The organism is Actinoplanes sp. NBC_00393 (genome assembly GCF_036053395.1).
In the GTDB taxonomy this organism is placed as follows: domain Bacteria; phylum Actinomycetota; class Actinomycetes; order Mycobacteriales; family Micromonosporaceae; genus Actinoplanes.
The window spans coordinates 11,244,081-11,261,154 of record NZ_CP107942.1 but is presented as its reverse complement, the minus strand read 5'-3'; the positions used below and the strand labels follow the sequence as shown (position 1 = coordinate 11,261,154).

The following is a 17,074-nucleotide window of genomic DNA, read 5'->3' as shown; positions in this document are numbered from 1 at the left end:
GCAGCTCATTTTATTGATGACAATTGCTACTTCAAGCGCCCGGGGACCCGGTTCATTGTGATTGACAGAGAATGCGATTCTCCTTTCCTCCCCCGAGAGAGGACGTCCTTTCATCATGAATCGAACCGCAATCATCACTGTCGCAGCCGTCTCGGCCCTGGCGGTTGGCGGCACCGCCGCATATGCCTATTACTCCTGGACCCACAATACGAAGGTCACCATCAAGTCGGCCGAGGTGACCGAGCCCTCGGTCAAAATTTCCGGATCAGTGACCGGAATGCTTCCCGGTGACATCAGGACCCTGACAGCCCTCGTCGGCAACGACAATGACTTCCCGGTCCGGGTCACGAAGATGGCCGGCGGGACCGCCGCCACCCGCAGCGGGTGCCCGGAGTGGGCGATACGCGTGAAGGAACCATCCCGATCCGACCCGGCATTGCTGGTCCCCGCTCACTCCAGCAAGAAGATCACGGTGCGCGTCGAGATGCAGAGGTGGGCTGATCAGAAGTGCGCCGGCCAGGAGTTCGCCCTGGACTTGGTCACGTCCATCGCGCCGGCAAGTTGAGAACAGACCATGACCGTTGCCGCCTACACGTTCCTTGGTGCAATCGTCGCCATGGCTATCGGCTACCTCGTCAACCAACTTCCGCCGCTCAAGAAGAAATCCCGGAAAACGCACTGGGGGATCATCGCCGTCCTCGCCGTCCTGGGGATCAGTTCCGGCCTCGTCGTCTTCATGACTTCGAAGGCGGAGAAGGCGGACGACCCGATCGCCGCAATAATAGTTCCGGCCGGCGGAGACAAGATATCAAGAATTCTCGGTGTCGACATCGATGTGACGCGACGTCCCCCCGAGGACCATTCCTTGTGGCTTGGTTACCAGAACGAGGCAGGCGGGCCGCTGATCATCCAGGCGCAGGAGTGCGCCATCTTCCAGAAGGACGCGGACTGCGGCCCGCTGCACGTCGGCCGCGACGAGAAAGACCGGTCCGCTTTCAAACTCTTCCTTTTCGATGCCGACGAGGAGGCCACGGCGTTCCTCGAGGGAATCGGCGGCGGGATGGCAGGCGGCCCGGGCTCGAACATGGCGATCGACGCATGGCCGGACGGCACCGAGATCATCAGCATGGTTCGGAACATCACCTTGCGGTAGCAGTCCTGGCATCCGGTCAGTCGAGGGCGCGCAGGACCATGTCGACCAGGGCGTCGACGTCTGTGGTGGACATCGGCTCGCCGGTCATGCCCAGGCGGTGCAGCAGCGTGCCGACGACGACGTCGATGAAGAAGAGGACCCGGTGTTCCGGCTCGCCGAGCGCCTCCTCCAAGGCCAGCCGGTAGGGGACCTGCAGCTGGGTGGCGAGGATCCGGCGCAGGGCGGGGTCGTTGACGGCGTCGGTGAAGACTCCGGCGAAGGCGGCGCCGACGCCCGGCTCGCCGACTTTGGCGGCGGTCCAGCGGATCGCCGCGGCCAGGATCTCGGCGCGGCCGGGGCCGGTCAGCGGGGCCGGGCCGAACGCCTGGACCAGGCAGGCCGTGATCAGCGCGCCCTTCGACGGCCAGCGGCGGTAGATCGTGGTCTTCGCGACTCCGGCCGCCGCGGCGATGCGGTCGACGGTGGCCTGGGTGTAGCCCAGCTCGTGGACAGTTCGCAGCGTCGCGGCGAAGACCACGTCGTCGACACCGGAGCGGGGACGGCCGGGGGGCCGGGTGGTGGGGCTCGCCATGGCGCCGATATTACGCTACCTAAGGTATCGATACTTGAGGTAGCGTAATTGCATGAGCGAACGCCCACCTCTGGTCATCCGCCTGCTGCACACCCTGACGAAGGACCCGGACTGGCTGTCCATGCCGCCCGGGGAGCTGGCCGCCCGCAGCGCCGCGGAGAACCGCCGGCGTTCCTCGCGCCTGATCCGGGTGATCACCGGCTTCCCGGACCGCCGGGCCAGGATCGGCTGGCAGCGACTGACCGTGCCGGGCCGGGAGGCGCCGGGCCGGGAGGCGCCGGGCCGGGAGGCGCCGGGCCGGGAGGCGCCGGGCCGGGAGGCGCCGGGCCGGGAGGCGCCGGGCCGGGAGGCGGCGGTCCGGGTGTATCGGCCGGCCGGCACGCAGCCCGCCCTGCCGCTCGTGCTCCACGTGCACGGTGGAGGGTTCGTCGGCACCGCCGCGCAGAGCGACTGGATCAACAGCCACCTGGCCGCCCAACTGCCGGCCGTCGTCGTCTCGGTCGAGCACCGCCTGCTGGCCGCCGGCACGCCGATGGCTGCGGCCGTCGACGACGGCTGGGACGTGCTGCGCCACGTCGTGGAGGACGCCGCGCGGTGGCGGATCGACCCGGCCCGGATCGGTCTGTTCGGGGAGAGTGCCGGCTCGATGGTCACCGCCCTGGCCGCGATCCGGGCCCGGCGGGCCGGTCTGCGGCTGCGCGCGCAGGTGCTGGTCAATCCGTGTGTCGACGTCACCTCGACGGCGTACGACTACGCGTCGATGAAGGAGCACGCCGACGCCCCGATGCTGAGCATGTCCCAGATGGAGCTGTTCCGCCGGCTGGCCGCCCCCCGGCGGAACCGATGCTCGTGCGGTGTCGCCGCTCTACGCCGATGACCTCAGCGGCCTGCCGCCGGCGCTGGTGGTGATCCCGGCCGTGGATCCGCTCGCTGACCACGGCCGGGCCTACGCCGAGCGACTCCGGGACGCCGGCACGCCTGCGCGGATCGCCGAGTACCCCGGCGCCACCCACGCCTTCCTCAGCATCCCGGGCCTGGTTCGGCCGGCCCGGCCCGCCCGCACCGAGATCACCATCTTCCTCCGGGAGCACCTCGCGGCCTAGACCCCGTGGTGTTTCCCGGCGGTCGCGCTGGGGCCGCTACCGCGCTGGTGCTCGCGCGGTAGCGGGTAACGGTCCGGCTTCGGCGGGACGGCGTCGCGCGTACGAAGAAGGGCCTCTCAGATTGCGATGGAGATGCAGAAAGGGTGACCGGCCGGATCCAGCAGGACCCGCCACCTGTCCGGCTGGGGCTGAAAATCGGGCTTGGTCGCGCCGATCCCGATGATCGCAGCCTCGCCGGCGTCCAGATCGTCGACGCTGAACTCCAAGTGGGACTGTTTGGGCACGTCAGCGGCGGGCCAGGTCGGCGGCATATACTTGTCGACCTTGACGAAGCCCATGCCGGTGGCGCCGGGCTCGCCGAGGAAGACGAAGTCGTCGCTGCGGTAGCTGATCTCCACGCCGAGCAGCCCGCTGTAGAAGGCGGCCAGGGCGGCCGGGTCGTCGCAGTCCAGTGAGAATCCCGCGTATCGGGCGAGTGCAGTCATGGGGACAGCCTGCCGAGCCATGACTGACATCTTCTGTCAGCCATCTGTGGCAACCTCGGGAACTGTGCGAGCGAGCCGTCTGATCTCCCTGCTGCTGCTGTTGCAGAACCGCGGCCGGCTGACCGCGCAGCAGATCGCCGAGGAGCTCGAGGTGTCGGTCCGCACGGTCTACCGGGATGTCGAGGCGCTCGCCGAGTCGGGCGTGCCGGTCTACGCCGAGCTGGGCGCGGGCGGTGGCTATCAGCTGCTGGACGGCTACCGGACCAGGCTGACCGGGCTGACCCCGCAGGAGGCCGGGTCGATCTTCCTGGCCGGCGTGCCGGACGCGGCCGCCGAGCTGGGTCTCGGCGCGGTCCTGGCGACCGCCGAGCTGAAGTTGCGGGCCGCGCTGCCGGCCCGGCTGAACCGGCACGTCGGCGAGGTCCGCGACCGCTTCCATCTGGATCCGGCCGGCTGGTTCCGGGAGACCGAGACGCATCCGCACCTGTCCGCACTGGCCGCGGCGGTGTGGGAGCGGCGGCGGTGCCGGATGCGGTACCGGCGGTGGCGGGTGCCGCGCGAGGTGGACCGGGTGATCGAACCGCTCGGCATCGTGCTGAAGGCCGGGGTCTGGTATTTCGTGGCGCGGGTCGACGACGATCTGCGCACCTACCGGGTGGCGACGATCCTGGATCTGACGGTGCTGGACGAGACGTTCGAGCGGCCGGCGGACTTCGATCTGGCCCGGGCCTGGGCGCAGTGGGCCGCGGACTTCGAGCAGCGGCTGCACCGCGACGTGGCGACCGTCCGGTTGGCCCCGGCCGCGCTGGACCGGATCCCCTATCTGATGACGCGGGCGATGGCGCGCAACGTCGAGGCGTACCGGACCGAGCCCGGGCCGGACGGCTGGACCACGGTGACGCTGCCGATCGAGTCGGTGCGGCATGCGCACGCCGAGTTCCTGCGGCTCGGCGCGGACGTGGAGGTGCTGGCGCCGGCCGAGCTGCGCGATCTGATGCGGGAGAGCGCCGCCGCCATGAGCCGGCTCTACAACGACGTGGACTGAAGCTCGCGGCGGGACGTGACACCGAGCTTGGCGAAGATCTTGCGCAGGTGCCATTCGACCGTGCGGGGGCTGAGGAACAGGACCGCGCCGATCTCCGGGTTAGTACGGCCGGCGGCGGCCAGCCGGGCGATCTGAGACTCCTGGGCGGTGAGCTCCTCGCGTACGCCGAGGGTGCGTTTGCGGACGGTCTCGCCGGTGGCCAGCAACTCGCGGCCGGCGCGCTCGGCGAAACCTTCGGCGCCCATCGTGGCGAACGCGTCGTGGGCGGCCCGGAGCTGCTCGCGGGCGTCGCCGCGCCGGTTCTCCCGGCGCAGCCACTCGCCGTAGAGCAGGCGGGCGCGGGCGGTCTGCAGCGTCAGCCGGGTGCCGGCGAGCTGGTCCACCGCCTCCTGATACTTCCCGCTGTCCCCGGCGAGCGCCTCGGCCAGGGCCCGGGTTCCGCGCGCCCAGCCGGTCTCGACGCCGCGGGTGCGATCGGCGAGCAGGTCACGCGCCTCCTTCACCGCCGCGGCGTCACCCACCCGGGCGGCCGCTTCGGCGAGCTCGCCGAGCGCCCACTGCCGGACCGCGAGGTCGTCGTGGGCGGCGGCGAACCGGGCGGCCTCCAGCGCGGCCGGGTAGTTGCCGAGCCCGTTGTGCAGCACCGCCCGGCTGTAGGCGGTGACGCTGAGCAGCCAGCCGATCCCGCCGGCCTCGGCGTCGGCGGCCAGGGCGTCGATCTGGGCCAGGGCCTGATCGGCCCGGCCGCGGTGGGCGGCGAGGATGACCGCGGTGGCCGGGTGCGGTGAGGGGCCGGTGGCGTACGCCAACCCGGCCGCCTCGTCGACCAGGTCGGAGGCGTCGGCGAACCGCCCGGCGTAGAGCAGCGCGGTCGCCCGGAAGGTGAGCGCGGTCGGCAGCAGCGACAGGGTTCCGCTCTCCCGGGCCGAGGCAACGGCCTTCTCGGTACGCACAAGAAACGCTTCGTCGTCCCAGAGCTCGTGAACCACCATCCCGGAGATCCACACCAGGTCCACGTCCCCGTCCGCCGCGACCACGTCGATGGCCCGCGCGAAGTGCCCGACCGCCGCCTCGCGCCCCTCCCGCTGCCAGGCGATCAGCCCGGCCAGCAGCCGTCCCGCCGGTTCGTCGCCGGCCGGGACCGCAGCCGCCGCCGCAACCGCCCGGCGCAGGTCGTCCCCGCCGAGCCGTCCGGCGTTCATCGCCGCCCCGATCGCCGACAGGTAGGTCTCCCGCGCCGCAGCCGGGTCCAATGTCTCCAGCCGGCGGGCCGCTTCCAGCAGCGGTGGAACCGCAGCCCGCCCGGAGTGGACGGCGAACGCCACCCGGGCCCGCAGCCGTTCGATCTCGGCCTGCTGCACCGCGTCGAGCGGCCCGAGCTCGGCGGCGGCCAGCAGCTCCGGCACCTCGGCGACGGCGCCCGCGGCGAACCGTGCCCGGGCGGCCGCCAGGATCCGCGCCGACCGGGTGCCCGGGTCGAGGGTGAGTTCGGCGGCCCGTTCCAGAAACGACGCGGCCGCGGACCGGCCACCACGGGCGAGGGCCCGGCCGGCGGACCGTTCCAGCTCGGCGGCGACGTCCTCGTCCGGCCCGACCGCGGCGTGCGCGCGATGCCAGGCCCGGCGGTCCGGGTCGGTCTGCGCGTCGGTGACCCCGGCCAGCGCCCGGTGCACGGCACGCAGTTCGGCCGCGTCGGCGGAGCGCCGGGCGGCGGACCGCACCAGCGGATGCCGGAACCGGACCCGGGCCCCGACCTCGATCAGACCGGCGACCTCGGCGGGCACGGCCGCCTCCGGGCTGACGCCGAGCCGTTCCGCGGCCCGCCACAGCAGGGGCACGTCGCCGACCGGCTCCACTGCCGCGGCCAGCAGCAGCCGCCGGGAGTCGGCCGGCAGCGCCGCGATCCGCCGGACGAACCCGTCCTCGACCCGTCCGGCGACCGGTTCCGCGGTCGGCGTCCCGAACCCGAAGGCCAGTTCGGCCGGGGTCAGGTCACGCGGCAGTTCGAGCAGGGCGAGGGGGTTGCCGCGGGTCTCGGCGACGATCCGGTCCCGGACCCGGGCGTCGACCAGCCCGGGCAGAACCGAGTCGAGCAGCGCCCGGGCCTCGCCGTCCGGCAGCCCTTCGACGCGCAGTTCGGGCAGGCCGCCGAGCAGCTGGTCGTCGGCCGGGGTGCGGGCGGCGAAGACCAGCGCCACCGACTCGGAGTCCAGCCGCCGGGCCACGAACGTGAGGATCACCTCGGACATCCGGTCCAGCCACTGGGCGTCGTCGACCACGCAGACCAGCGGCTGTTCGGACGCCGACTCGGCGAGCAGCCCGAGCACCGCGAGCCCGACGATCAGCGCCTCCGGCGGCGGGCCGGCGCTGAGCCCGAACGCGGTGGCGAGGGCATCGCGCTGCGGGTCCGGCAGCCGGTCGAGGTGGCCCAGCAGCGGCGCGCAGAGCTGCTGCAACGCCGAGTACGCCAACTCGGTCTCCGGTTCCACCCCGGCCACCCGCACGACCCGGCCGGCCGGCGCGTGCTCGACCGTGTAGTCGAGCAGCGCCGTCTTACCGGTCCCCGCCTCGCCGCGCAGCACCAGCACCCGGCTGTGCCCGGCCCGGACCTCCCGCAACAGGCGATCCAGTGTTTCCCGCTCCCGGCGGCGCCCCCGCAGCTCTGACACGCCTCGGGACGTTACACCGCCCAGCTCAGCTCGCCGGCCGCCAGACGCAGCCGACGCTGCACCCCGATCTCGCGCAGGAACCGCTCGTCGTGACTGACCACCACGAAGGCGCCCTGATAGGCGGTGAGCGCGCTCTCCAGCTGACCGACGCTGACCAGGTCGAGGTTGTTGGTCGGCTCGTCGAGCAGCAGCAGTTGCGGCGCCGGCTCGGCGTAGAGGATGCACGCCAGAGTCGCCCGGAGACGCTCGCCACCGGAGAGCACGGCGACCGGCAGGTGGGCGCGGGCGCCGCGGAACAGGAAGCGGGCCAGCAGGTTCATCCGCTCGGCGTCGGGCAGGGTGGGTGCGAAGGCGGCCAGGTTCTCGGCGACCGTGCGGTCGCCGTCGAGCAGATCGAGGCGCTGGGACAGGTACGCCGTACGCCCCACCGCCCGCGTCGCCGTGCCGGACAGCGGCGCCTGCTTCCCGCTGATCAGCCGCAGCAGCGTCGACTTGCCGGCCCCGTTGGGTCCGGTCAACGCGATCCGCTCCGGTCCCCGGATGTCCAGGTCGACGCCGTCTCCGAGGAAGAGTGGCCGTCCGTCGTACCCGGCCTGCAGGCGCTCGCCGTGGAACACGGTCCGCCCGGCCGGCACGTTGGTCCCCGGCAGTTCCAGCACGATCTTGTCGTCCTGCCGGGCTGCCCGGTCCGCCTGGTCGTAGCGGGCCTGCGCGTCCCGGAGCCGGTTGGCGTGCGTCTCCCCCGCCTTGGCCGCCGACACCTGGGCGTTGCGCTGGTGGTTCCCGGCGTGCAGCCGGGACAGGCCGGCGTCGGACAGGTTGCGCGCCGCCGTCGACGCCCGCCGGGCGGACCGTTCCCGCGCCTGCTGCATCTCCCGTTTCTGCCGTTTCAGGTCCTGCTCGGCGTTGCGGACCTGTCGTTCGGCGGTCTCCCGCTCACCCGCGACAGCCTGCTCGTAGTCGCTGTAATTGCCGCCGTACCACCGGATCTCGCCGTGGTCGAGGGCGGCGATCCGGTCAATCTCGTCGAGCAGCTCCCGGTCGTGACTGACCACCAGCAGGCAGCCGGACCAGGAGCGCAGGACCGCGATCAGCCGTTCCCGGGCGTCGCGGTCCAGGTTGTTGGTGGGCTCGTCGAGCAGCAGCACGTCGGGCCGTTTGAGCAGCTGGGCGGCGAGGCCGAGGGAGACCACCTGCCCGCCGCTGAGGGTGCCGAGCCGCCGGTCCAGGGTGACCTCGCCGAGCCCGAGCCGGTCCAGCTCGGCCCGGGTACGTTCCTCGACGTCCCAGTCGTCGCCGACCGTGGTGAAGTGCTCGTCGGCGACGTCGCCGGCCTCGATGGCGTGCAGCGCCGCGAGGATCCGGTCGACGCCGAGGAGCTCGCCGACGCTGCGGTCGGCGGTGAACGGCAGATGCTGCGGCAGATAGCCGAGCACCCCGCCGAGCGTGACGCTGCCGCCGGTCGGCTTCAGCTCGCCGGCGATCAGTTTGAGCAGGGTGGACTTGCCGGCGCCGTTCGCGGCGACCAGACCGGTGCGCCCGGCGGGCACGGAGACGGACAGATCCTGGAACACCGGGGTGTCATCGGGCCAGGAAAAGGACAGATCGGTGCAGACGACGAAACCGTCGGACATGGCAGACCTCGGAGAAGGAGAGAAGTGGCGACGACGGGAACACCCGGGCTCTCACCCTGAGATGTCGTCGTCCCCTGCCATGTCAGCTCCTCGTGTGCGCGACTCCGGCAAACAATAGCGCGCTGATCGTCAGGCCAGCAGCTTCGCCAGATCCGCCGGGTACTCCAGGTGCGGGAAATGCCCGCCCGGCAGCAGGTCGATCACGACACCGGGTGACACCTCGGTGAGCCAGCTCGCGTACGCCGGGTCCGGCTCGCAGGAGCTGAGCCAGTGGTACTCGATCCCCTGGGCGGCGATGGCGGTGAGGTCGGCCCGGCGCTGCTCGGTGATCGTCTCCTCGGCGGTGTGCATGATCTCGTCCCAGTACCCGAGCAGCAGCTCGGCGCTCGGCCGGGCGGTCTGCTCGACCAGGGCACGGGCCGGTTCGGTCAGCGCCGGGATGCCCATCCCGTCGACCAGCAGGTCCCAGAACGCGCGCCAGCCGGGACCGTGCAGGGTGGGCTCGGCCTCGCGGATCATCGGGCCGAACCGGCCGGGCAGCAGCGGCTGGTCGAGGTTGAGCACGCCGCGGGCCGGATACCGCCCGGCGTAACCGGTCACGAAGATCCCGCCGATGGAGTGGCCGACCAGCACCGGAGCGGCGAGGCCGGCCGCGGTCACGGCGGCGTGCAGCGCATCCGCGACGGTCTCCACGTGGTAGTCGCGCTGCGGCCCGGACTCGCCGTGTGCCGGCAGGTCGAGGGTCAGCACCTGGCGGCCGGGATCGATCGCCTGGATCTCGCCGACCAGCGGGGCCCACTGCCGCCGGTCGAAGGTCAGACCATGCACCAGGACGAGCGGTGGCCGGTCCCCCGGTATACCGGTCAGCGTCCCCGCCAGTTCGTGAAACTGCGCCATATTCAGAAACCGTATCTCCTGCGGCGCGAAACCGCGGTTCCGTGGGTCACACCGGCCGTTCGCGACGCGTTCAGCGCCCAGGGAACCGTTCGGTGACCTCCTGCAGCAGGAACTCGTTGCCGTCCGGGTCGCGGAAGGAGGCGAACGATCCGTACGAGAGCCGGCCCGGATAGAGCCCCGGCACCCGCTTCTGCCCGCCACCGTGGTGGAACACCCCGTCCGCGTCGTGGAAGATCTCGCTGACCTCGACGCCACGGGCGATCAGGTCGTCGCGGGCCTCCTCGATGTCCCGGACGACCAGGTGCACGTTCTCCATCGAGCCGGGCGTGGCCGTACCGATCCCGGTGCCCACGATGATCGAGCATCGCGACCCCGGCGGGGTGAAGTGCACGACCCGGAAACCCGGCCCGCCCACGTAGTCCAGGTCCTCACGGAATCCGATCCGCCGGTAGAACTCCTGCGCCCGGTCCACATCGGCGACCGGCACGACGATCACCTCGAGCTGGTAGTCGACCACCGTCATACCTCCGCTCCAGTTATTCCTTGACAAGAATATTCTTCTAGAAGAATATTTGTGGCATGGACGTACTCCTGGCCGCTTTGGCCGACCCCGCCCGCCGGCGGCTGGTGACCCTGCTGGCCGAGCGGCCACGGCCGGTCGGTGTCCTCGCCGAGCTGGCCGGGGCCCGCCAGCCGCAGACCACCAAGCACCTGCAGACCCTGGAGCGTGCCGGCCTGGTCACCGCGCAGCGCACCGGCCAGCGCCGGGTCTACGCGTTGCAGCCGGGACCGCTGCGGGAGCTGGCGGCCGAGGTCAGCCGGCTCGCCGAGGCGGCCGAGCGGGCCGGGGCGGACTTCGCCCGGCACGGGCTGAGTCTCGACGCCGAGCGGCTCGCCGCGGCCGCCGACGGGTGGGCCGACGACCGCTCGTTCCGGTTCCACCGGTCCCTGACCGGGCCGGCCGACCAGGTCTGGCGCCACCTCACCGAGGCGGCGCTGCTCGCCCGCTGGTGGACGCCGGACGATCTGCGCGTCTCCCAGCTGGTCTTCGAGGCGCGGCCGGGCGGGCGGATCGTCCAGGAATATCGCGACGCCGAGGACCTCGGCGGCACCGACGTGGTCGTCGGGCGCGCGGAGGGCGCCGTCGTGGAGGTTCGCCCCGGCGAGCACCTCCGCTACCGGCTCTCCCCGCTGCTCCCGGACGGCAGCGTCGCCTTCACCGCCCACGTCGAGTTCGAACTGCGGCCCACCAGCGCCGGCACCGGCCTCGACGTCCACTACCGGATCACCGACAGCACCATCGACTCCGCCGACTTCGTCGCGGGCATCGAGCTCGGTTTCGGCCAGAGCCTCGACAAGCTCGCCGCCACCGTTTCCCAGAGGAGCCTGACATGACCCGCCGGATCGTCACCAACATGAGCCTGTCCCTCGACGGCCGCTACGCCCAGCCGGAGAACCCGGTCGACATGAGCTGGGTGATTCCCTATGCGGTGACCGACGTCGCCCGCGACCACCTGACCAACCTGTGGCAGCCGGCCACGACCGCCCTGCTCGGCCGGGTAAACGCCGAGGGCTTCCTCGGCTACTGGCCCACCGTGATCGGCGCGGAGGGCGCCGACCCGCGCGACGAGGGCTTCGCGAAATGGCTGGTCGACGCCGAGAAGGTCGTCCTGTCCTCGACGCTGGACAACGCGCCCTGGGAGCGGACGACGGTCGTCGACAAGCCGGCCGCCGAGGTGGCCGCCGACCTGCGCGCCACCGACGGCGGCGACATCGTGGTGTTCTCCAGCGCCAGCGTCATCAAGGCCCTGCTCGCCGCCGACCAGGTCGACCGGCTGGCCCTGATGGTCTTCCCGGTCTTCCTGGGCGGCGGCCCGCGCCTCTTCGACGACGGCCTGCCGCCCGGCAAGTGGTCGCTGACCAGCCAAGCCGCCGGCGAGCACGGCACCCTGTCACTGGTCTACGACCGCATTCGCTGACCGGCATCAGCTCTCGAGGCCGGCAGCCTTCGCCATGTAGGCGGCGTACCACGACGGCCACTCCTCGTCGTAGTGCCCGAGCTCCTTCTCGTGCACGCCGTGCGCCGCCGCGGCCTCCCGCAGCGCCTTCTCCACCTCGGCGACCGAGCCGTACACCACGTTGCCGACCCGGCCGGGCCGGCGCTCGGTTACCTCCTGCAGGTGGAAGACGTTGCCGTCCGGGTCACTGAAGGAGACGAACGAGCCGTACGACTGGCGGTCCGGATGTGGACCGGCCACCCGGTCGGTGGCGCCCGCGTGATGGAACACGCCACCGGCATCGTGGTACACCTCGCTCACCTCGACCCCGCGCGCCGCAAGGTGGGCGCGCGCCGCCACGATGTCATCGACAATCATGTGTACGCCCTGAGCCGAGCCCGGTTCCGCATCGGTGACCCCGGACCCGATGATGATCGAGGCAGCCGAACCGGGCGGGGTGAAGTGGACGACCCGGAAGCCGTTCGGCCCGGAGCAGTCCACGTCCTCCCGGAACCCGATCCGGTGGTAGAACTCCTTGGCCCGGTCCACGTCCGCGACCGGCAGAACCACTACCTCGATCTTGAAGTCCACCATCGTGCTCACTCCCCTGTTTCCGCGGATGCCGTCCGGCACCCACGAAGACCATCCCGCGGCACCCCCGGGCCTCGCCCCAGTGAGACACCCTGGCGAACCCCCTGGCGGCTACGCCTTCCCGGCCGCCAGGGCGCGCTCCACCGCGCCGGCAGCCGCCGGGACGCCGCCGGCGGCGGTCATCTCCTCGCGCATCCAGGTCAGCCGCTCGCGTACGTGCGGGTCGAAGGCCACCTCGCCGACGGCATTCCACAGCGAGTCCGCGGTGACCCCGTCCGGCGACAGCACCCGGCCGAGGCCGAGCCCGGCGATCCGGTCGGCGTTGGCCCGCTGCTCGGCCATCTGCGGGATCGCCACCATCGGCACCTCGAAGTGCAGGCCCTCCATCGTGCCGCCCATCCCGGCGTGCGTGACGAACGCCCGCGCGTGCCGCAGCACCGCCAGCTGCGGAACCTGCCGGTGCACCGCCACGTTGGGCGGAACCGTCCCCAGCGCCGCCGGGTCCACCCCGCCGATGGCCAGCACCACCTGCCAGGGCTGGTCCACGGCCGACCGCACCACGGTCCGGTAGAACTCGGGCCGGTCGTTGTAGGCGGTGCCGAGCGAGACCAGCACCACCGGGAGATCCCCGGACGGCTCCCAGTCGCCCTGGTAGCCGCGTTCGGCGAAGAGGGGGCCGACGAACTCGTACCGATCGGTGAAGGTGTCCCCCGCGTACTGGAAAGCCCGCGGCAGCGTCACCAGCCGGAGCGTGGCGCTGTCGCCGCGCATGAACGCCTCCATGCCACCGGCGTCCTGCTTCTTCAGGAACCGGCTCAACCGGATCGCCATCATCAGGAAACCCGGGCTCAGCGGGTTGAACGTCGTGTAGTTGCGGGCCATCGACCAGTGCTCGTTGCTGACCAGATTCGGCCAGGTCTCCACCGACGGGACCTGCCACCGGCCCGCCAGGATCCGGCCCCACCAGCCCATCGGACCGTCGTGCACGACCAGGTCGGGCCTCTCCGCGTCGCTCAGCTGCGCAAGCATGGACCTGGTCTCGGTGAAGAGCAGGTTCATCGCGCGGACGAGTTCTCTGCCGTGCATCTGCGGGGTCTCGATGTCATCACGCCCCTCCCAGGTCGAGGTGACCGGGACCACTTCGGCGCCGGTTTCGGCAACGCGTTCGGCGTACGCCGTCGTGGTTGCGTAGGTGACCCGGTGACCACGCCGCACCAACTCGGCAGCGAGCCCCAGAGTGGGATTGACGTGCCCGGCGGCAGCCGGAGCGAAAAAGGCAACGGTAGCCATGGTTGTCTATTTAACCCCGGTACGGAGGCGGTTTCCGTGGTGAGCACGGATGTGGATCCGTGGTGCCGGGCGAGAGGCTGAGGTCCACCGCCACTCGTCAAGGAGACAAGCCATGAACTCGCAGGTCAGCGTGAATCGGATCGGTGTCGAGAGCCCGCGTCGGGAACTGCGGTTGAGCCTGAACGGCGTACTCTGGGCGCTTCAGATCCTGTGGGGTTTCTTCTTTGCCGGAAGCGGCTTCGGCAAGGTGCTGCTGTATGACGCGGCGCTGTATGCGGAGGCGCCCCGGGTCGCGGCCTGGTACGCCGCGGTGCCGCGGCCGCTCATCGTGTTCATCGGGGTTTGCGAGGTGCTCGGCGGCATCGGCCTGTTCCTGCCGGCCATCACCAGGGTCAGGCCGAAGCTGGTGCCGCTCGCCGCCGCCGGCCTCGCGGTCACCATGGTCCTGGCTGCCGGCTTCCACATTGTTCGCGGTGAATGGGCGCTCGTGCCGGTCAACCTGGTCCTGGGCGGGGTCGCCACGTTCATCGCGGTGGCGCGATCGGGCCGGCGGCCCACCGCGCCGGCGCCGCTGACCACCCGGCGCGCGCTCATCTCGGCCGCGGTGCTGGCGCTGATGGTGGTCACCATGATCATTCCGACCTGGTATCGGATGACTTCCGGTCAATTCTGATCCGTACGCTCCGCGCGCGGCCGGCATGTCGAAGCTCTCGGCATGCCGGCTCTTTGCGTGCGACCTTCTTGCGTGCGAACTTCTTGCGTGCGACCTTCTTGTTTGCGTGCGACCTCCTCGCGTGCGACCTCCTCGCGTGCGACCTCCTCGCGTGCGACCTCCTCGCGTGCGACCTCCTCGCGTGCGACCTCCTCGCGTGCGACCTCCTTGCGGGCGAACCGATACGCCCCGATGACCAGCACCGCCGTCACCACGCCGACGGTGGCATCACTGAGGACGGCCGTCAGCGCCGACGCCGGCCGGTAGGCGGGAGCGAAGAAGGCCCCGGCCGCGGCGGCGATCAGGCCGGCGGACCAGCCCGCCACGACGTGACGCTGCGTCCAGCCGGCCCGCCGGGACCAGATCGACACCAGCACCACGGCGGCGATGACGGCCGCGACCCGCGCGGCGACGCCCGGCCAACCGGGGAGGAACCACAAACTCAGCTGTACGGCGAGCGCCAGCAGACCGAACAGCAGCGCATGCGGGACGTAGCCCGTTCGGAGCCGCTGCGCGCGTCGCCATCGGGGCAGCATCGCCGCGCCGGCCAGTATGAGGACCGCTGTCACCGCGAGCGCTGCCTGAGCAGGGGTGAGCATGAAGCCTTTCCGGCCGTTCTCGTCGTCCATGAAGATCATGAGGCTGCCCAGCAGGTACAGCGCCCCTATTCCCAGCAGGCCACGTCTGCGCAGCCAGGGGCGGTGCCGGCGCGCCGGTTTCAGGGTCGATTCGACCAGCATGATCGGCGCGCAGATGCTCAGCAGGACGTGGTTGCCGATGTAGGAGAAGGCCTCCTCGGCGCTGAACCCGAACGCCGGGATCAGGGTCGAGGGTGGTGGCAGGTCGGCGTACTCGGTGTCGTCGAGGAAGCCGGGATTGAACAACGCCTGATCCACAAGGCCCGCCTGAACGATGCCGAACGCCGCGGCGAGCAGCACCATCGCCGGCCACCCCGCGCCGGTGCGCCGGGCGAACTCACGGATGAGCACGGCGGCGCCGCCGTACAGCGGCCCCAGGAACAGAATCACCAGCGGGTAGTCGCTGACGGCGAACCCACCCCAGGAACATTCGGCAGCCCACGGCGCCAGCACCAGCAAAGCAACCACCGGCACCCAGCCGCGCGGCTCGGCCCCCTGCTCGGGCACCTCCGGCCCCACCCTCGACGCGCTGTCCATGGCCCAGCCCTCCCGCCTCTACCGCGCGGGCGTCGCCCCGCAAAAGCGGCGCCGAGCCCCAGTCATCTCCACAGTCGGCGCGACCCAACTCTCGCGTCTGGAGGAGGCGGTCGCTGCTGCCATCGGGCTATCACCGACCCGACCAAAGTCGATAGCCACCTCCAGCCGAGCGGCGACATCCCACTTCCCACCGACCCCCGCCTCCCTTCCCACCTCCCGCCGGCCCAGCCACATCCGGCCGGCCCTGCCACATCCGGTCGGCCCTGCCGCATCCGGTCGGCCCTGCCACATCCCGCCGGCCCTCCCACCTTCCGCCGGGGTCCCCTTCTTCCCGCCGGCCCTTCTCCCCGCTGGCGCTGCCACTTCCCGCCGGCGCTCCAGCCTGCCGGCCTCCCACCTCTCCCAAGCCTTTCCTCTTCCCGCCGGCCCTCCCATCCGCCGCCGGCCTTCCGCCTCCCGCTGCTCCCCGCTTCCCGCCAGCCCTCCCACCCTGCCGCCGGCCCCCACCTACCGCCGGTCTCCCACCTGCCGCTGGCCCTCACCTTCCGCCGGCCTCCCACCTGCCGCTGGCCCTCACCTTCCGCCGGCCTCCCACCTCCCGCCAGCCCGTCTCCCGCCAGCCCACCCACCTCCCACTTGCCGCCGGGCTCCCACCTCCGCCGGCCTTTCCCATCTCTCCCCAGCCCTTCCTCTTCCCACCGACCCTCCTACCTGCCGCCTGCCTCCCACCTCCCGCCAGCCCGCCTGCCTGCCTCCCGCCCTCCGCCAGCCCGCCTGCCTGCCTCCCGCCCTCCGCCAGCCCGCCTGCCTGCCTCCCGCCCTCCGCCAGCCCGCCTGCCTGCCTCCCGCCCTCCGCCAGCCCGCCTGCCTGCCTCCAGCCCTCCGCATGCGGGCGTCATCCGCTCGTTCTGGCGCCTGCGCACCGAGGTCGGGCCTCGGCTGCGCGTATTCACTCGTCGCACCAAATACACAGCGGACAGGGCACCCAAGCCGTGACGACAACACGGCGGCCGCGATGTCCGATCGCCACTTTCGCACCATTTCGGCGTTGCGCCGCTGGCCGCCGATTTGAGCCATTTAGAACTCTGGCTGATGCGAGATTTGGCATGATCATTTTCTTACACTTTCGACGAGCCGTGCGGGACAATTTATGCATGAGGCAGGCGTCATTGTTTAGCAGGGCAGAAATTGCTTCCATGCGTGACCGAACTGCGTCTCGGAATTACTCTGCCGCCCGTGACGAATTTCGTCGCGAGCATGAGCGGCATCGCATTTGGGGGTTGCGGCGCCGCCATGCCGAGAAGCTGCGCCGGGTCAGGCAGAGCGACTCCCCTGCGGCGACAGCGCCTGCCACCGGAAGCGTCCAGCCATGCCCGGCGGTGCCGGCTTCGCCGCCGATCCCCACCGCGCGACAAGTGACCCCGGCGCCGGAGCCGCCAACACGCGTGCGGCAGTCCCCGCCGCCGGCACCGCGGCAGCCGATCCTTGCACCGCAACCAATGCGCCTACCTCACGGCCAGCCCCTGCCGCACCGCAGTCCCCACCTGCACCAAGTCCCTCAGCGCCCGCAAAGCAGTCCCAGCCGCCTGCACTGCCGCCGTCACCGCCCACACCGCAATCCCCCCGACCTTCGCTAGTGCCGATACCTCCCGCACCGCGGTCAGGACGAACTGCACCAAGGTCAGCACCAACTGCACCACGGCCGGCGCTTCCGGCACCGCGGTCAGCGTCCGGGTGGTCGGCGTGTGCGGC

15 protein-coding genes and 1 pseudogene are annotated in these 17,074 nt (G+C 71.4%); 7 read left to right on the top strand and 9 right to left on the bottom strand.

What is annotated here, in order from left to right; genetic code table 11:
* Positions 1-61: 61 nt before the first annotated feature.
* Together OHA21_RS51970 and OHA21_RS51965 are read left to right on the top strand one after the other, a co-directional pair.
* Positions 62-565, top strand: a complete 504-nt coding sequence (locus OHA21_RS51970) for a hypothetical protein (protein WP_328468513.1) — start codon at positions 62-64, stop codon at positions 563-565.
* A 9-nt stretch (positions 566-574) separates the two neighbouring features.
* A complete protein-coding gene (locus OHA21_RS51965) occupies positions 575-1,153 on the top strand; it encodes a hypothetical protein (protein WP_328468511.1) in 579 nt (192 codons plus the stop codon).
* Positions 1,154-1,169: 16 nt separating this feature from the next.
* Here the strand turns inward: OHA21_RS51965 and OHA21_RS51960 are convergent, their stop codons facing one another.
* Positions 1,170-1,724, bottom strand: coding sequence for a TetR/AcrR family transcriptional regulator (locus OHA21_RS51960; RefSeq protein WP_328468509.1), 555 nt, complete (start codon positions 1,722-1,724; stop codon positions 1,170-1,172).
* A 52-nt stretch (positions 1,725-1,776) separates the two neighbouring features.
* On the opposite strand from OHA21_RS51960, the pseudogene OHA21_RS51955 reads away from it, so the two are divergent.
* Positions 1,777-2,827: pseudogene (locus tag OHA21_RS51955) on the top strand (alpha/beta hydrolase).
* Positions 2,828-2,943: 116 nt separating this feature from the next.
* On the opposite strand, the gene OHA21_RS51945 reads toward OHA21_RS51955, so the two are convergent.
* Positions 2,944-3,312, bottom strand: coding sequence for a VOC family protein (locus tag OHA21_RS51945; RefSeq protein WP_328468503.1), 369 nt, complete (start codon positions 3,310-3,312; stop codon positions 2,944-2,946).
* A gap of 64 nt (positions 3,313-3,376) precedes the next feature.
* Here OHA21_RS51945 and OHA21_RS51940 point away from each other — a divergent pair, with 64 nt between their 5' ends.
* Positions 3,377-4,357, top strand: coding sequence for a helix-turn-helix transcriptional regulator (locus OHA21_RS51940; RefSeq protein WP_328468501.1), 981 nt, complete (start codon positions 3,377-3,379; stop codon positions 4,355-4,357).
* On the opposite strand, the gene OHA21_RS51935 is transcribed toward OHA21_RS51940, so the two are convergent.
* The 4 genes from OHA21_RS51935 to OHA21_RS51920 all read right to left on the bottom strand — a co-directional run bounded on the left by OHA21_RS51935 (position 4,339) and on the right by OHA21_RS51920 (position 10,080).
* Positions 4,339-7,026, bottom strand: a complete 2,688-nt coding sequence (locus OHA21_RS51935; RefSeq protein WP_328468499.1) for a helix-turn-helix transcriptional regulator — start codon at positions 7,024-7,026, stop codon at positions 4,339-4,341. The genes OHA21_RS51940 and OHA21_RS51935 overlap by 19 nt on opposite strands.
* An 11-nt stretch (positions 7,027-7,037) precedes the next feature.
* Positions 7,038-8,660, bottom strand: coding sequence for a ribosomal protection-like ABC-F family protein (gene abc-f, locus OHA21_RS51930; protein ID WP_328468497.1), 1,623 nt, complete (start codon positions 8,658-8,660; stop codon positions 7,038-7,040).
* 129 nt (positions 8,661-8,789) lie between these two features.
* Positions 8,790-9,557: an alpha/beta fold hydrolase gene (locus tag OHA21_RS51925; RefSeq protein WP_328468495.1), complete on the bottom strand. Its 768-nt coding sequence runs from the start codon at positions 9,555-9,557 to the stop codon at positions 8,790-8,792.
* Between the two features lie 70 nt (positions 9,558-9,627).
* Entirely contained in the window at positions 9,628-10,080 is a 453-nt protein-coding gene (locus tag OHA21_RS51920) for a VOC family protein (protein WP_328468493.1), read from the bottom strand.
* A gap of 56 nt (positions 10,081-10,136) precedes the next feature.
* Between OHA21_RS51920 and OHA21_RS51915 the strand changes: the two genes are divergently transcribed.
* Together OHA21_RS51915 and OHA21_RS51910 are read left to right on the top strand one after the other, a co-directional pair.
* The gene (locus OHA21_RS51915) at positions 10,137-10,952 is read left to right on the top strand and encodes a metalloregulator ArsR/SmtB family transcription factor (RefSeq protein ID WP_328468491.1); all 816 of its coding nucleotides are present in this window, start codon (positions 10,137-10,139) and stop codon (positions 10,950-10,952) included.
* A complete protein-coding gene (locus tag OHA21_RS51910; protein ID WP_328468489.1) occupies positions 10,949-11,536 on the top strand; it encodes a dihydrofolate reductase family protein in 588 nt (195 codons plus the stop codon). The genes OHA21_RS51915 and OHA21_RS51910 overlap by 4 nt, the downstream gene beginning before the upstream one ends.
* Before the next feature lie 6 nt (positions 11,537-11,542).
* Here OHA21_RS51910 and OHA21_RS51905 read toward each other — a convergent pair whose 3' ends face one another.
* Positions 11,543-12,148 carry a VOC family protein gene (locus OHA21_RS51905; protein ID WP_328468487.1) on the bottom strand — a complete coding sequence of 202 codons (606 nt, stop codon included), beginning with the start codon at positions 12,146-12,148 and terminating at the stop codon, positions 11,543-11,545.
* 108 nt (positions 12,149-12,256) lie between these two features.
* A complete protein-coding gene (locus OHA21_RS51900) occupies positions 12,257-13,435 on the bottom strand; it encodes a macrolide family glycosyltransferase (protein ID WP_328468485.1) in 1,179 nt (392 codons plus the stop codon).
* 112 nt (positions 13,436-13,547) lie between these two features.
* On the opposite strand from OHA21_RS51900, the gene OHA21_RS51895 reads away from it, so the two are divergent.
* Positions 13,548-14,108, top strand: a complete 561-nt coding sequence (locus OHA21_RS51895; RefSeq protein ID WP_328468483.1) for a DoxX family protein — start codon at positions 13,548-13,550, stop codon at positions 14,106-14,108.
* On the opposite strand, the gene OHA21_RS51890 is transcribed toward OHA21_RS51895, so the two are convergent.
* The gene (locus OHA21_RS51890) at positions 14,099-15,292 is read right to left on the bottom strand and encodes a hypothetical protein (protein ID WP_328468481.1); all 1,194 of its coding nucleotides are present in this window, start codon (positions 15,290-15,292) and stop codon (positions 14,099-14,101) included. The genes OHA21_RS51895 and OHA21_RS51890 overlap by 10 nt on opposite strands.
* Positions 15,293-17,074 lie beyond the last annotated feature (1,782 nt).